Source organism: Halopseudomonas sp. (assembly GCF_047631575.1).
In the GTDB taxonomy this organism is placed as follows: Bacteria; Pseudomonadota; Gammaproteobacteria; order Pseudomonadales; family Pseudomonadaceae; genus Halopseudomonas.
In genome coordinates this window covers 97,918-113,253 of record NZ_JBLIAB010000003.1, presented here as the reverse complement: position 1 = coordinate 113,253, position 15,336 = coordinate 97,918, and the positions used below count along the sequence as shown (strand labels likewise).

General features: G+C 56.5%; 17 protein-coding genes and 1 pseudogene. 9 read left to right on the top strand and 9 right to left on the bottom strand.

The window, feature by feature from the left end:
* Positions 1-31 precede the first annotated feature (31 nt).
* The 5 genes from ACJAXR_RS07275 (at position 32) to ACJAXR_RS07255 (ending at position 3,544) form a co-directional block, all read left to right on the top strand.
* Positions 32-1,531 carry an RNA polymerase factor sigma-54 gene (locus tag ACJAXR_RS07275; protein ID WP_415057594.1) on the top strand — a complete coding sequence of 500 codons (1,500 nt, stop codon included), beginning with the start codon at positions 32-34 and terminating at the stop codon, positions 1,529-1,531.
* 91 nt (positions 1,532-1,622) lie between these two features.
* Positions 1,623-1,931, top strand: a complete 309-nt coding sequence (gene hpf, locus ACJAXR_RS07270) for a ribosome hibernation-promoting factor, HPF/YfiA family (RefSeq protein WP_415057593.1) — start codon at positions 1,623-1,625, stop codon at positions 1,929-1,931.
* Between the two features lie 19 nt (positions 1,932-1,950).
* Positions 1,951-2,409 carry a PTS IIA-like nitrogen regulatory protein PtsN gene (gene ptsN, locus ACJAXR_RS07265; RefSeq protein ID WP_415057592.1) on the top strand — a complete coding sequence of 153 codons (459 nt, stop codon included), beginning with the start codon at positions 1,951-1,953 and terminating at the stop codon, positions 2,407-2,409.
* Between the two features lie 5 nt (positions 2,410-2,414).
* Positions 2,415-3,269, top strand: coding sequence for an RNase adapter RapZ (gene rapZ / locus ACJAXR_RS07260; protein WP_415057591.1), 855 nt, complete (start codon positions 2,415-2,417; stop codon positions 3,267-3,269).
* Between the two features lie 2 nt (positions 3,270-3,271).
* Complete coding sequence (locus ACJAXR_RS07255; protein WP_415057590.1) at positions 3,272-3,544, top strand: HPr family phosphocarrier protein; 273 nt, start codon at positions 3,272-3,274, stop codon at positions 3,542-3,544.
* Positions 3,545-3,596: 52 nt separating this feature from the next.
* On the opposite strand, the gene pmbA is transcribed toward ACJAXR_RS07255, so the two are convergent.
* Positions 3,597-4,952 carry a metalloprotease PmbA gene (pmbA, locus tag ACJAXR_RS07250; protein ID WP_415057589.1) on the bottom strand — a complete coding sequence of 452 codons (1,356 nt, stop codon included), beginning with the start codon at positions 4,950-4,952 and terminating at the stop codon, positions 3,597-3,599.
* 103 nt (positions 4,953-5,055) lie between these two features.
* On the opposite strand from pmbA, the gene yjgA reads away from it, so the two are divergent.
* Positions 5,056-5,571 carry a ribosome biogenesis factor YjgA gene (gene yjgA, locus ACJAXR_RS07245; protein ID WP_415057588.1) on the top strand — a complete coding sequence of 172 codons (516 nt, stop codon included), beginning with the start codon at positions 5,056-5,058 and terminating at the stop codon, positions 5,569-5,571.
* An 80-nt stretch (positions 5,572-5,651) separates the two neighbouring features.
* Here the strand turns inward: yjgA and ACJAXR_RS07240 are convergent, their stop codons facing one another.
* The 8 genes from ACJAXR_RS07240 to bioB form a co-directional block, all read right to left on the bottom strand.
* Positions 5,652-7,457 (bottom strand): phenylacyl-CoA dehydrogenase, encoded by a 1,806-nt coding sequence (locus ACJAXR_RS07240; RefSeq protein ID WP_415057587.1) that lies wholly within the window; start codon positions 7,455-7,457, stop codon positions 5,652-5,654.
* A gap of 270 nt (positions 7,458-7,727) precedes the next feature.
* Complete coding sequence (locus ACJAXR_RS07235; RefSeq protein WP_415057586.1) at positions 7,728-8,498, bottom strand: putative metalloprotease CJM1_0395 family protein; 771 nt, start codon at positions 8,496-8,498, stop codon at positions 7,728-7,730.
* Between the two features lie 24 nt (positions 8,499-8,522).
* Positions 8,523-8,831: a hypothetical protein gene (locus ACJAXR_RS07230; protein WP_415057585.1), complete on the bottom strand. Its 309-nt coding sequence runs from the start codon at positions 8,829-8,831 to the stop codon at positions 8,523-8,525.
* Between the two features lie 75 nt (positions 8,832-8,906).
* Positions 8,907-9,587 carry a dethiobiotin synthase gene (gene bioD / locus ACJAXR_RS07225; RefSeq protein ID WP_415057584.1) on the bottom strand — a complete coding sequence of 227 codons (681 nt, stop codon included), beginning with the start codon at positions 9,585-9,587 and terminating at the stop codon, positions 8,907-8,909.
* Position 9,588: 1 nt separating this feature from the next.
* On the bottom strand, positions 9,589-10,392 hold the full coding sequence (gene bioC / locus ACJAXR_RS07220; RefSeq protein ID WP_415057583.1) for a malonyl-ACP O-methyltransferase BioC: 804 nt from the start codon (positions 10,390-10,392) through the stop codon (positions 9,589-9,591).
* Positions 10,385-11,113, bottom strand: coding sequence for an alpha/beta fold hydrolase (locus tag ACJAXR_RS07215; protein ID WP_415057582.1), 729 nt, complete (start codon positions 11,111-11,113; stop codon positions 10,385-10,387). Before ACJAXR_RS07215 ends, bioC begins: the two co-directional genes overlap by 8 nt.
* The gene (gene bioF, locus ACJAXR_RS07210; protein ID WP_415057581.1) at positions 11,106-12,281 is read right to left on the bottom strand and encodes an 8-amino-7-oxononanoate synthase; all 1,176 of its coding nucleotides are present in this window, start codon (positions 12,279-12,281) and stop codon (positions 11,106-11,108) included. Before bioF ends, ACJAXR_RS07215 begins: the two co-directional genes overlap by 8 nt.
* 86 nt (positions 12,282-12,367) lie before the next feature.
* Entirely contained in the window at positions 12,368-13,414 is a 1,047-nt protein-coding gene (bioB, locus tag ACJAXR_RS07205; protein ID WP_415057580.1) for a biotin synthase BioB, read from the bottom strand.
* Positions 13,415-13,500: 86 nt separating this feature from the next.
* On the opposite strand from bioB, the pseudogene ACJAXR_RS07200 reads away from it, so the two are divergent.
* From ACJAXR_RS07200 to ACJAXR_RS07190, 3 genes and pseudogenes are all read left to right on the top strand, one after another.
* Positions 13,501-13,683 (top strand): annotated as a pseudogene (locus ACJAXR_RS07200) (double zinc ribbon domain-containing protein); the annotation flags it as partial.
* A 39-nt stretch (positions 13,684-13,722) separates the two neighbouring features.
* Positions 13,723-14,220: a ComF family protein gene (locus ACJAXR_RS07195; protein ID WP_415057883.1), complete on the top strand. Its 498-nt coding sequence runs from the start codon at positions 13,723-13,725 to the stop codon at positions 14,218-14,220.
* A 115-nt stretch (positions 14,221-14,335) separates the two neighbouring features.
* Positions 14,336-15,316, top strand: a complete 981-nt coding sequence (locus ACJAXR_RS07190; protein WP_415057579.1) for a serine/threonine protein kinase — start codon at positions 14,336-14,338, stop codon at positions 15,314-15,316.
* The last annotated feature ends 20 nt before the right edge of the window (positions 15,317-15,336 follow it).

The window sequence follows — 15,336 nt, the reverse complement described above, 5'->3', positions numbered from 1 at the left end:
CGAAACAGCGCACAAGGTAATACGTCCTATAATGAAACCGACGCTCGTCCTCAAGATGGGGCAGCAGCTGACGATGACGCCTCAGCTGCAACAGGCTATCAGACTTTTGCAACTGTCGAGCCTGGATCTCCAGCAGGAGGTTCAGGAAGCGCTCGAAGCCAATCCGATGCTGGAAATGGCCGACGACGGAGACGATGACCACGGCAGCTCCAATGCCGATACTGCTGCCAGCGATGAAGCTCCATCAGTGTCCATACCCGAGCCCGTGGCGATGGATGCGATTGAGCAACATGCCCAGGCAGACGAAGAGGGTAACTGGAACGAACAGAACCCCACTGAGCTGCCCGTCGACACCCAATGGGATGATGTGTACCAGACCTCCAGCAGCTCTCTACCCAGCCAAGATGATGACGAGTGGGACTTCACCGCCCGCACCGGCACCGGCGAGACGCTGCAGAGTCACCTGGAGTGGCAACTCAACCTGATTCCACTTTCCGAAACAGATCAGTTTATCGCTCTGTCGATTATTGATGCCATTAACGCCGATGGCTACTTAGAAGAGTCGCTTGAAGAGATCCTCGCCTCTATTGATCCGGAGCTGGAAGTCGAGCTCGACGAAATCGAAATGGTGCTTCATCGAATCCAGCAATTCGAGCCCGTGGGAGTGGCCGCGCGTAATCTGAGCGAATGCCTAGTGTTGCAACTTCGTCAATTACCCGCCGACACCCCATTGCTGGAGCATGCGTTAAAAGTCGTACGCGACCATCTGGCCCTGCTAGGCAGCCGGGACTTCAGCCAACTGATGCGCCGCACGCGGTTGAAGGAAGACCAGTTGGGCCGCGTGATTGCACTTATTCAAACGCTCAATCCGCGGCCCGGTTCGGAAATTGCCTCAGGCGAACCCGAGTACGTTATCCCCGACGTGATTGTGCGTCGCGACAACAAACGCTGGATTGTCGAGCTCAACCAGGAATCGGTCCCCAAAATTCGGGTGAACAGTCATTATGCATCCATGGTGCGCAGGGCGGATTCCAGCCAGGACAATACCTACCTGCGCAATAATTTGCAGGAAGCGCGCTGGTTTATCAAAAGCCTGCAAAGCCGCAACGAGACGTTGATGAAAGTGGCGACGCAAATCGTCGAACATCAGCGCGAGTTTCTTGAGTACGGTGAGGAGGCAATGAAGCCTTTGGTTTTACACGATATTGCCGAAGCTGTTGGCATGCATGAGTCAACCATCTCGCGGGTAACAACCCAGAAATTCATGCATACACCCCGTGGCATATTCGAGCTGAAGTATTTTTTCTCCAGCCATGTGGGCACATCCGACGGCGGCGAATTTTCCTCCACAGCGATCCGCGCACTGATCAAGAAACTTGTCGCCGCAGAAAACCCGAAGAAACCATTGAGCGACAGCAAGATCGCTGGTTTACTGGAAGAACAGGGCATCGATGTAGCCCGCCGCACTATTGCCAAGTACCGGGAGTCATTGAACATCGCACCATCGAGCGAGCGTAAGCGGATTGTTTGACCATCGAGCCTGACTCGTGGAGCACCAGAGGCGGTATAGCGGAGCAAATATAGAACATCCCTGTTTCATCAAGCCAATCAGGAGAAGTCATATGCAACTGAACCTAAGCGGTCATCAGCTAGACATTACCGATCCATTGCGCGAATACGTGAACGAGAAAATGACCCGCCTGGAGCGGCATTTCGACAAGATAACCAACGTACAGGTGATCCTCGAAGTCGATAATTTCCGTCAAAAGGCCGAAGCTATCCTGCATGTTGCCGGTGGCGAAGTAGTCGCCAATGCAGAGCACACTGACATGTACGCTGCAATCGACCTGATGACCGACAAGCTTGATCGACAGCTGATAAAGCACAAGGAAAAGAACCTCAATCGCCAGCAAGGCGTCAACGACCGCTAAGGCAACCGTAGCCATATCCATGCAAATTGACCACATACTTACCCCCCAGCGTACCTTTGCCGGCGTGCAGGGGGGATCAAAGAAAAGAATGCTTGAGCTGATTGGCAAGATGGTTGCCCAGCACAGTCATCTTGATCCCGACAATATCTACCAGAATCTGATTGCCCGCGAAAAGCTGGGCTCAACCGGTTTTGGCAATGGAATCGCAATTCCCCATTGCCGTCTAGAGGATTGTCACAAACCTGTCGGCGCATTGTTTCAGCTGCAATCGAAAATCGATTTCGATGCTCTGGACGGAGAACCAGTCGATCTTATCTTCGTGCTGCTGGTCCCCCAGGAGGCAACCGATCAACATCTACAAATACTTAAGATGCTCGCCGAGAAGCTAGATCAGACCCGCTTGCGTGAAGCGCTGCGCAGTGCCGAGGATGCCGATGAGTTGTATCGGATTATCACCGCTACAGACCCGGGTAATTGAACACAATGCATCTGGTAGTCGTCAGCGGTCGCTCCGGTTCGGGTAAAAGTACTGCATTGCACTTGCTCGAAGATAACGGCTTCTATTGTATCGATAATCTGCCAGCGGGCCTTCTACCCGAACTGGCACGCCAGGCCAACAATGCCGGCATGGATCTGCCCAAGGTCGCAATTAGTATCGATGCCCGAAACCTGCCTAGTGACCTGCAACGCTTTCCAGATCTGCTGAAACAGGTACGCGAGAGTGGTATTACCTGTGACGTACTCTTCCTCGCCGCGACTGACGAGGTACTGATCAAGCGGTTTTCAGAAACCCGACGCAAACACCCACTGACAGATCACAGCCTTTCGCTAGGTGAAGCCATAGCGGCTGAACTGAAGCTTCTTGGTCCAATCATCGATCTGGCCAACCTGAAAGTCGACACCAGTCATCTGAACCTTTATCAGCTGCGCGACATTTTGAAGCAGCGACTGTTGGGTAGCCGAGGTAGCGCTCCCTCGGTACTTATTCAGTCATTCGGATTCAAACGGGGCATTCCGGTCGATGCTGACCTAGTCTTCGATGTGCGTTGTCTGCCCAACCCTTACTGGAAACCCGAGCTGCGGCCCTTTTCCGGTCGTGACAAGCAGATATGCGACTACCTGAATGATCAGCCCGACGTGCAGGAAATGTATCAGGACATCCTGCAGTTTCTGCAAAAATGGTTGCCCCGCTATGCGGCAGGTGAGCGGAGTTACATGACCATAGCAATAGGCTGCACAGGCGGCCACCATCGCTCGGTGTACATTGCGGAACGTCTGTTGAACGATCTGGGAGCACGAACGGAAAACATGCTTATTCGTCATCGGGATTTACCTTGAACATGCTTACATCCCGTGTAGAGATCATCAACAAGCTCGGCCTGCATGCCCGCGCAGCCGCCAAGTTTGTCGGCGTTGCCAATCGATATGGGTGCGAAGTACGCATCAATGCCGAAGACGAAAATACGGTCAATGGTAAAAGCATCATGCAGGTCATGATGCTTGCGGCGGGCAAAGGCAGTGAGGTGTGTATCACCTGCGAGGGTGAGGACGCGGAACAGGCGATGGAAGAACTACTTGCCCTGATCAACAACTATTTCGAAGAGGGCGAGTAAACCAGAACGCGGACAAGCTAATGCTCGCGCCTGGTCAACTAGTTCCGTGCGCTCACTCTCCGCCGACAGTCATGCCATCTATCAGCCAGCTGCCCGTGAGGTTATTGCCACGACTCTCGATATCGGAACCAACGCAGCGAAGATTGGCAAACATGTCCTTGAGATTGCCGGCAATGGTTACCTCCTGCACGGGATGTTGTATCTTGCCGTTATGTACCCAAAATCCACCCGCGCCACGGGAATAATCGCCGGTGACGCCGTTCACGCCCTGCCCCATCAATTCTGTCACCAGCAAACCTGTACCCATTTCCTGCAGGAGCGCATCCAGATCACCCGCATTACTGGTGATATGCAGGTTACTCACGCCGCCGGCGTTAGCGGTACTGGGTAATCCGAGCTTACGTCCGGAATAGGTACTGAGTACCCAACTGAGCAGCTTGCCCTGGTCAACAAAAGCCTGCTCGCGGGAGGCCAAGCCGTCACCATCAAAAGCTGAGCTGCCCAATGCCCGGAGCAGAAAGGGTCGCTCGTCGATGGTTACCCAAGAGGGGAAAATAGGCTGGCCCAGCGCGTCGAGCAGAAAAGTAGACTGACGGTAAACCGCACCACCGGCTATAGCGCCTATCAAGTGCCCAAGCAACCCGGACGCCTGGTCTGCGGCAAACAGAACCGGCACCTTGGCCGTTTTGATCGGCCGCGTACCCAGCCGCGCCAGCGTGCGCTGGGCGGCCTTACGCCCCAACGCCTCAGGGCTGGGCAAATTATGCGCCTGACGATCCACGTCGTACCAGTAATCGCGCTGCATGCCTTGTTCGGAGGCAACAATCATTACCGCCGAAGCACTGTGCCGGGTACCCATGGAACTGCCAATAAAGCCGTTGCTGTTACCGTATACCCGGCAGCCTTTCTGACTGGCTACATTGGCACTGTCGCTGGTTAGTCGAGAATCGCTTTCCAGTGCCGCTTTTTCGCACGCAAGCGCACGCTCGATCGCATCACTGGCGTCCAGATCCCATGGATGATAAAGGTCAAGGTCGGGCAGATCTCGCGCCATCAGAGCAGGATCAGCCAATCCAGCGTAGCTGTCCTCCGAAGCATGGCGAGCAATCCCCAATGCCGCCTGGATTGCCGCGCCGATAGCCTCATCAGAGGTATCCGACGTGCTCGCAGAGCCCTTTCGCTGGCCTATGTAAAGGCTGATAGCAAAACCCTGGTCACGATTGAATTCGACCGTCTCAACCTCTCCCTGGCGCACTGCCACCGACAGCCCGGTATTCTGACTAACGCCTACTTCACACGCAGAGGCCCCCTGCCGGCGGGACTCTTCAAGAATAAAGGTAACTCGCTGCTCCAGTTCCTGACGCAGCGCATGGGGATCTTCGTATCGGGCGGGTTGGTATTCGGTCATGTAATCTCCTATCGTGCGGTCATTGTACCCCGGACAGCCCCGCTGTGAACGGGTATCATGACGCATTGAACAGTACCCGCAGGCGGGCCGCAACGAGGTGACCATGACAGACTTTTACGACGAGGAACAGGAAGACGAGGGCGTCAGCAGATCGCAGCTCAAGCGCGAGCGCGACGAGCTTCGCGCACTGGGTCGTCGCTTGCTGGAGCTCAAGCCCGCACAACTCGCAAAACTGGAGCTGACCGACAAACTGGTGGCTGCGCTAGAAGAAGCACCCCGCCATACGGCCCGAGGCGCGCTGAAGCGTCATCTCAGTTTTGTTGGCAAGCAGATGCCCGACCAGGATCTGGATGCCATCCGGGCGTACCTAGACCGGCTCGACAGTAGCAGCCAAACCCATGCCCAGCACTTTCACCAGATCGAACGTTGGCGCGACCGGTTGTTAACCGGTAGCAACGAAGACCAGGAAGCTTTCATGTCGGCTTACCCGCAAACTGACCGCCAGCAACTGCGCCAGTTGGTCCGTCAGGCCACCAAGGAAGCCGCCGAAAACAAGCCTCCGGCTGGTTCGCGCAAGATTTTCAAGCTTGTTCGTGAAACGGTGGAGCAGGATCTTTGAGCGCCAAGTAACCGGGTTAACCCGCAATAAAAAAGGCCGCTTTCTAAGGAGAGCGGCCTTTAGTGTTACCACCCTAGCTATTAATAACCCAAAGCGAAGTTCTCTTCAGGCATATCCATCAGGTTGTCGGCACCGGACATCATAGATTCAACATGCATGCGCGTCCGTGGCAGTATGCGCTGGAAGTAGAATCGCGCCGTTTGCAGCTTGGCCTGATAGAAAGCTTGGTCAGAAGTATCTTCCGCCAATTTTGCCGCTGCGACACGAGCCATGTCCGCCCAGAAGTACGCCAAGCAGGCATAGCCCGAGTACATGCAGTAGTCGACTGATGCTGCACCGACCATTTCACGATCCTTCATTGCTGCCATGCCGATCTTCATGGTCAGCTCGCCCCACTCCTTATTCAGCGCGTTCAATGGCGTGACGAATTCCTTGATGGCTTCGTTGCCTTCTTCGTTATGGCAGAACTTGTGGACGATCTTGGTGAAGCATTTCAGTGCTTCGCCTTGGGTCATCAGCACCTTGCGACCCAAAAGATCGAGTGCCTGAATACCCGTTGTGCCTTCGTACAGCATGCCGATACGCGCATCACGAACGTTCTGCTCCATGCCCCACTCAGCGATAAAACCATGACCACCGTAGATCTGCACACCGTGATTAGCCGCTTCGAAACCCACTTCAGTCATGAAGGCTTTGGCGATCGGCGTCAGGAAAGCAAGCAATGCGTCGGCTTGCTTCTTCTGCTCTTCATCTTGACTATTATTCAGGATATCGACCTGCTTGGCAGCGAAATACACCATGGCCCGATTACCTTCAGCAAAGGCTTTCATGGTCAACAACATGCGACGCACATCAGGATGCACGATGATCGGATCAGCTGCTTTCTCAGGTGCTTTCGGACCTGTCAGCGCGCGCATCTGCAGACGCTCACGGGCATACTTGATCCCACCCTGGAAGCCTACTTCAGCATGAGCCAGACCCTGTAATGCGGTGCCCAGACGCGCTGTGTTCATGAAGGTGAACATAGCGTTCAAGCCTTTGTTCGGCGCGCCAATCAAAAAGCCCGTCGCGTCGTCGAAGTTCATCACGCAGGTCGCGTTGCCGTGGATACCCATCTTGTGCTCAAGCGATCCACAGTTCACACCGTTACGCGCGTCTTTCTCGCCGCTGGCATCTGGCAAGAACTTGGGAACGATGAACAGGGAAATGCCTTTGGTGCCGGCGGGGGCATCGGGGAGGCGCGCCAGAACGATGTGAACGATATTCTCGGCCATGTCGTGCTCGCCGGAAGAGATGAATATCTTGGTACCGTTGAGCTTGTAGCTACCGTCAGCCTGCGGCTCTGCCTTGGTCCGCAACATACCCAGATCAGTACCACAATGGGGTTCGGTCAGACACATGGTGCCGGTCCACTGACCCGAAACCAGCTTTGTCAGGTAGATATGCTTGTGGTCATCGGTACCGTGGGTAGCGATGGTGTTCATGCAGCCATGGGACAGACCGGGGTACATACCCCAGGACCAGTTGGCCTGACCGACCATTTCGCTTACTGCCAGACCCAGGGACTCAGGCAGACCCTGACCACCATGCTCTACGTCATGGGCCAGGCTCGGCCAGCCACCTTCAACATACTTGGCGTAGGCTTCCTTGAAGCCAGTAGGTGTCTTGACACCTTCGGGACTCCATGTACAGCCTTCGATATCGCCTACGCGGTTAAGCGGTGCAATGACCTGCTCACAGAATTTTGCGCCTTCTTCTAGAATGGCGTTGACCATGTCCGGAGTCGCGTCTTCGCAGCCGGGCAGGCTCTTGTAGTGTTCTTCATATCCCAGAACTTCGTCACGAACGAAGCGGATGTCACGCAGGGGAGCCTTGTAATCTGGCATGGTACTTGACCTCAACGGTTATAACGGGATGCAAGAGCAGCTGATGGCTGCAGGTTATGTACTGCTATGGCAGCTAATTCAAACATACGTTTGAAACATACGTTTAGACACGACGCGTGTCAAGTGCTTGCTATAACGCGACTCAGAGATTTTTGTAACTGCCTAGCCCATCAGTAGATAACCAGCCAGGGGTGCAGGTACAGATTACGCTTTGCATGTGTGCGCACGTACATACGACGGGCAGGTGCCAGGCTACAACTAAAAGAAGAATCAGGCGGTGGCGCGAAATGTCATTAGGTCAGTATCTGGCGACAGATCTATTTGCCGATAGGTAGCCAACTCTTTGTTGCCTGTCGGCCCGGCTACCATAGTGCCGGAATCGGAATCGGAATCGGAGTATAAATCCGGATCTGATTCGTCTACCTCTGATGATTCCTCCAAACGACCAGCGTCTTCACCTTCGACGTTGCGTGTCGCAATCTCGGCGCGGGCTTGCGCTATCAGCTGAGCCGCCTGCGCTGCTATTGCCAGATCGGCGCCGGAGGGTTCCGCAGGGGCAAGGGCAGCACGCTGAACTTGTTGCATTTTGTCGACGGTGGCCAACGGATCGCCTGCAACCGGGGAGGTATCGATCGAAACTGAACCACCAATAGCGTACAACCGTCCGTCGGGGCCCCGGGAGTAGTCGTAGCTGACGCCGCCAGCGTACTGTCCGCCAACCGCCATGTGCGCCTGTTCGTGGGTGCGCACTTCGCGGTCACGGACAGCAAATTCCCGTATTTCCGCTTGCTCTAGAAGTTCGAGCTCAGCCTCGGTACCAGCGAGCTCCTGCCGCACCTGCGCTTCCCGCTGTCGGGAGTCTGTCGGGGTGGTCTTGGAAAAGTTATTGCCATCCCTGTCACGCGTGGGGTTCGTCGACACTGATGCAGCGTCTTGAGTACCGATTGACGCACGAATGGAGGTTCCGGCCGAGCCCAGGGGCTCGGCCCTGTTGGTAGAGTTATAAAGGGAGGCTGGAAAAGTCGCGCCTATACTGCTCACGGGCAATCCAATAGCCGGATCACCTCAGGCAGAGACATCCAGAAGGGTGCCAAGGACTTCGGACGCCGTATCGATAACAGACGCACCCGCCTCCACCTCACGACGACCTTGTTGCATCTCGACAAGACTGTCGACGAGATTAACCGGGCGGTTGCTATCAACCGCCGTGCTGGCCGCAGGTCCACCTGTAGCGCCTTGAAGAGGAACAGCTTGGGAGGCGGCCGGATCAGATTGAACGCCGACACGGGCAATTTCCGCTGCAGCGGTAGATGCTCGGTACTGTCCTTGGCGGACGCTGTTCATACCGGCTGACATCAGGTCGAGACTAGGCATGGACGTTCCTCTCTAATCAATTATTACTGCTATATAACCACAAAGCGCCGCTGCTGAAAACGCTCAACGCCGCTTTCAGACCAGCGGCTCAATATCCAGACGATCCGCTATGGCGTCTGCTGACGTCTCTTCAAGCCACGGAACAAAGCCCAGAAACGGAGCCTTGATAACCTGCTTGAGCGTCTCCAGATTCTCCTGCGGCCGGCTCATGTGCTGGTCAACCTGATTGGCTACCCAGCCAGCCAGTTGCAAGCCATCGGCGGCGATTGCTTCTGCGGTCAGTATCGCGTGATTGATACACCCGAGCCGCATGCCGACTATCATGATCACTGGCAAGTCCAGTTCACGGGCCAGGTCAGCAAGGGTCTGCTCGGCATTTAAAGGTACGCGCCAACCACCCGCACCTTCTACCAGAGTGAACGCCGCCTGTTGCTCAAAAACCGTCCGGCAGCCCTGCGCCAGAAACGCGACATTCAAGTCAGCGCCCTCTTCGCTCGCCGCTATATGCGGTGCAATGGCCGCCTCCAGGGTGACCGGATTAATGATCTCATAGGCCAGTGGTGGGTTGCATTGAGCCTGTAGCGCAAGGCCATCTTCGTTGCGCAATCCGTCAGCCGTGCGTTCGCACCCAGCCGCTACCGGCTTGGCCGCTGCGGTGGTCAGGCCGGTGCGCGCAACCGCTTTCAAAAGCCCGCAAGCGATGGTGGTCTTGCCAATTTCTGTGTCGGTACCCGTCACAAAGTAGCGTTTGGGCATTTCATAGCTCCTTGAACATCAGAACCTGAGCAACCTGGTAGGTTGCGGGCAGACCCTTGGTTTGACGAAATGTGTCATAGGCTTGAGTGAGTACGCGCAACCGGGTGCGCCCGGTCAGACCGCCCGGTCTGCCAACATTGAGATTATGAGCACCCAACGCCTTTAGCTCACGGGTCAGCTCGGCCAGCTGGGCATAATGCAAAACATGGGTTTCCATTTCGCAGTGCCAGCTACCAAAACCGGCGGCGCCCAGCAGATCTCGCAACGCGTTCTCGGGCATAAAACGATTAACGTGCACAAAACCATCGACGGCCTGCCATGCGCGCTGCAGTTCAAACAATGTGCCGTCTACAAGCGTGTTGAACGCCAAGCAGCCGCCGGGCCGTAATGCTCGCCATGCGTCGCGTAGTACACAGGCAAGATCCGGGCACCACTGCACCGCCAGACTGGAAAAAATCAGATCCTGGGAGCCCGTGCGCAACGGTAACGCCTCGGCATCCGCGACAACCCAGCGAGGATGGATGTTCAATATCTCGGGGCCGCTGCATTGGCGCGCGAAGCGAAGCATGCCTTCTGCGAGATCCAGGCCGACCACAGGCACCGCAAAGCGTTGAGCCAGAGCACGGGTGAAGTAGCCGGTGCCAGCACCAAGATCAACAATATCATTAGGGCACAAGTCTCCGGGCAGTCGTGCCAGCAGATTGTTTCCGGCACTGCGTTGAAAAGCAGCGGCATGGTCATAGGTAGCGGCGGCGCGACTAAAAGACTCAGCCACCCGCTGCTTGTCTAGCATCGCTTCAGACATCACCAGCCTCCAAAAATGCTGCTATCTGGTCGGCAAGCCAGAGCGGATGCTCCAGTGGCAATGCGTGACTGGCATTGGAATGCACTTTCACCCAGGCAGGCGAACCGGTCGTACCAGCCAAATGACTCATAGGCTCTGCCGCTGCCGCCGGCACCAGCGCATCGTTGGCGGCAAGGCAATGCAGCACCGGCGAGGCCCCACGCGACAGCGTGACCCTGTTGTCCAGCACCCCCAATACAGCGAGGGCATGCAGTCGTTGCTGTGAGTCGGCGCTATCCCACTGCAGTGCCTTGCCCAAGTGACGCCGTTGCGTACTGCTCTGGGTAACCAGCAAGGCAAAACGCTTGAGCGCCTTCTCTGGGTCAGTGCGCATATCGGCATAAAACGACTTGAAGGTGTCTGACGGCATTGCCTGCGGCCAGTCTGTGCGGGCAACGAAGCAAGCATTACTGGCAATAGTGACTACTGCGCTGAAACGCTCGGGAAATCGCCGCTGAAGCTGCACCGCCAGCATACCGCCGAAAGACCATCCGACCAGGACGCCTGGACTGAGGCGCTCGGCCAGTGCCACCAGATCAGGCTCCATGCTGGACAGCTGAATAGCGGGCAAGGTGTGGCTCTCCACCTCGCTGCCGGGCAGACGTTGCAGCAGGGCGTCGCGCAGTGGATGCAGGGTTTGCGCTGCCATGGCCCAGCCAGGCAACAGGTTTATATTAGTCATCCAGGCGCTCCGGCAGGCTGGTTATCGCCTGCTTCAATGCGTTTATCAGTTGCGCCACATCGTCCTCGCTATGCCCAGCGCACAGCGTCACACGCAGCCGCGCGGTGCCATGGGGCACTGTTGGTGGGCGGATAGCCGTAACCAGAATGCCTTGATCACGCAGCGCTGCGGAAATCGCCATAGCGCGCTCACTGCTGCCGACCACGATCGGCTGGATCGGACTGGGACTGTCCATCAGGTCCATTCCAAGGTCTTTGACACCCGCACGAAACAACGCTATCAGCCCCTGCAAATGCACCCGACGCCAGTGCTCATCGCGCAGCAACTGCAGGCTTGCCAGAGTCGCACAGGCTACTGCCGGCGGCTGGCTGGTTGTATAGATGTAGGGGCGTGCAAACTGAATCAGGGTCTCTATCAATTCGTCGCTGCCAGCGATAAAGGCCCCGGCGGTACCAAAACTCTTACCCAGGGTACCCATCAGCACGGGGACATCGGTCAGGCCCAGACCATAATGCTCGACGATACCGCCGCCGTGCTCGCCGAGACAGCCAAAACCGTGTGCATCGTCGACCATAACCCAGGCATCACGTGCGCGGGCAGCGGAGCACAGTGCGGGTAGATCAGCCATATCACCATCCATGCTGAAGACGCCGTCTGTGACGACCAGTGTATTGCCCACGGCCTTGTCCAGTCTCGCAATCAGACTTTCCGAATCATTATGCAGATACCGCGAGAAGCGGGCACCGCTAAGTAAGCCCGCATCCAGCAACGACGCATGATTGAGCCGATCCTGTAGCACCGTATCACCCTTGCCGACCAGCGCTGTCACGGCGCCCATATTGGCCATATAACCACTGGACATAAGCAAAGCTCGCGGCCGCCCGGTAAAGTGCGCCAGCGCCTCTTCCAACTGATGATGCGGCTCACTGTGACCCACAACCAGGTGTGATGCACCTCCGCCCACACCCCAGCGACGAGCACCCTGGACGAAGGCATCGACTACCTGCGGGTGGTTGGCAAGGCCAAGGTAATCGTTGCTGCAAAAAGCCAGCAACGGCTGACCATTAACCGTCACCCGGACGCCCTGGGGCGACTCGAGTAACGGCCGACGGCGGTACAAATGCGCTGCGCGCCGCTCGGACAGGCGCGACGCTAGGTCAAAGGACATCGAAATTCCTGCTCTGCGTTGCAGGCGACTTGCTCAAGAAGGAACAGGCCGTGCACGGGTGTGGGTCGCTCTCCGCCTAAGCTGGCTCAGACCGCCGCGTTAGTGAACATGGCGCTGTCGCGCTGCTCAATGACGGCTTGCTCAATGGCGGCCTGATGGACCTCATCATCGTGCTCCTGGCGTTCCTCGGGCTTGATACCCAGACGGTCAAACAGACGCATATCCTTATCAGCCTGTGGGTTGGACGTTGTCAGCAGGCGATCACCATAGAAGATCGAATTGGCACCAGCGAAGAATGCCAACGCCTGAGTCTGCTCGTTCATCTGTTCGCGGCCAGCGGACAGGCGCACGTGGGATTTGGGCATCATGATCCGGGCGACCGCAAGGGCACGAATGAAGTCAAAAGGATCAACATCTGCTTCATTCTCGAGCGGTGTACCCTTGACCTTGACCAACATGTTGATCGGCACACTTTCCGGGTGTTCTGGCAAGTTCGCCAGCTGAATCAACAAACCAGCGCGATCTTCCAGTGACTCGCCCATGCCGAGGATGCCACCAGAGCAGATCTTCATACCCGCATCACGCACATAAGACAGCGTTTCCAGGCGATCGCCAAAGGTACGGGTAGTGATGATCTTGCTGTAAAACTCCGGAGAGGTATCCAGATTGTGGTTGTAGTAATCCAACCCGGCATCAGCCAGCGCAGCGGTTTGCTCTTTACTCAGCTTACCCAGCGTCATGCAGGTTTCCAGGCCAAGCTTGCGTACACCCCTGACCATCTCCAGTACATAGGGCATATCCTTCTCGGACGGATGCTTCCAGGCGGCGCCCATGCAAAAACGAGTGGCACCAATCGCCTTGGCGGCTACAGCCTCGTCCAATACCTTCTGCACCTCAAGAAGCTTCTCCTTCTCCAGCCCAGTATTGTAATGACCCGATTGCGGGCAATATTTGCAGTCCTCCGGACAGGAGCCGGTCTTGATTGAGAGCAGAGTCGATACCTGCACGCGGTTGGCATCGAAATGCTCACGATGGACGGTCTGGGCCTGGAACAATAGGTCGTTGAATGGCTGGCGAAATAGCGCCAGCACTTCTGCGGGAGTCCAGTTATTGCGGGTTACGGAGACGGTCATGGATTCAATCCTGGCAGTTGCACGGAAAACGTCGATAATTGAAGCTATGCATCGCATGATAACGACGGCAAGGAGGCTGTCAACCATTGAACATACGCCAGGTTTACAAGTGGTTAATAAATAACCAGACCTCTAGATGCCTTCTTTGTCTGGGCAGTGGCTCGCAAAGCACCATCGGCATCTGTGACGCTTGCCGCTCTGATCTGCCCTGGCTGGGCAGTCAGTGCCGCCGCTGCGCACTTCCGCTACCTAGGGAACATCAGCTGTGTGGTAACTGCCAGCAGCACACCCCGGCATTCGTCCAGGTGGTGAGCCCCCTGCTTTACCGTTTTCCAATCGACAGCCTGATCCCGGCATTCAAGTATCACGATCAGTTGATCTACGGCAGGACACTGGCCCGGATACTGACCGAAGCGGTTCAATACCATTATGAAGAACATGGACAATCTTTACCCGACCGGGTGCTTCCCATGCCTTTGCATAAAAAGCGAGAGGCCCGTCGCGGGTTTAATCAAGCACTGGAGCTGGCCCGACCGGTTGCCGCCCAATTGCAGATTCCCTTGTGTCGTCGCAGCCTACTGCGGGCACGTCATACACAAGCACAACAGGGTCTGAGCGCCAGCGAGCGCAAACGCAATCTGGCAGAGGCATTCTGCTGCCCGCCTAACGCTGCGGTTCGCGGACTGCACCTGGCCCTGGTGGATGACGTTGTCACCACCGGCGCTACCGCTGACGCGGCAAGCCGCACCCTGCTGGAGGCCGGCGCCGCCAGTGTCAGCATCTGGTGTATTGCCAGAACGCCTTGAGAAACGCCCTGGAGAATGCCTGAACAGGAGTGCAATGCGGGTTCACCGGGCCTTTCACTTGAAGCTTTCAGCTATAAGCGCCACCATAGCTACCCATCATTACCGGCTGCCCCACATGGACTCGCAACACCCCTTTGCTCTGCTGACGCCCGACACCGTACTTGATGCGGTGGAGTCGCTCGGCTTTCTCAGTGATGCGCGCACTTTGACGCTTAACAGTTACGAGAACCGTGTCTTCCAGATTGGCATTGAAGGCGCGCAACCGCTGATCGCTAAATTCTATCGTCCCGATCGCTGGTCTGATGAAGCCATACTGGAAGAACATGCGTACTCACTGGAGCTGGCGGAGCGGGACATACCTGTGATCCCGCCCATGCAGATCGAGGGTCGAACACTGTTTGAGTTTGCCGGCTTCCGCTTCAGCCTTTTCAAGCGTTTCGGCGGGCGTGCACCTGAACTGGACAACCCGGATCACCTGCTGATGCTCGGCCGACTGGTGGGTCGACTGCACGCAGTGGGCGCCATGCGACCTTTCGAGCACCGCCCGTCACTGACCGTACAAAGCTTCGGCCACGACAGCCTCACCTGGCTGCGTGAATCGGGAGTTATACCGGAAAATCTACGCCCAGCTTACTTTTCCGTCGCCGACGATCTGATGCAGGTGATCGAGCAACGCATGCAGCCTGTGCCGTTCAAAACCGTCCGGATGCACGGCGACCTGCACGTAGGGAATCTGCTGTGGCGCGACGAGAGTCTCTACATGGTCGACATGGACGATTGCCGGCAGGGACCGGCGATTCAGGATTTGTGGATGATGCTTTCGGGCGATCATAATCAGCGCCAGGGCCAGCTTGCAGAGCTAGTAGAAGGTTACAACGAGTTTCACGACTTCGATCCGCGCCAGCTGGCTCTGATAGAATCACTGAGAACACTCCGTCTGGTGCATTACAGTGCCTGGCTGGCGCGCCGCTGGGACGACCCAGCCTTCCCTCGGCACTTCCCCTGGTTTGCCAGTGAGCGCTACTGGGCAGACCAGGTACTGACGCTGCGCGAGCAGCGCGCAGCGCTGGATGAACCGCTGCTTCGCCTGTTCTGATCAGGCGGCATAAGAGATAT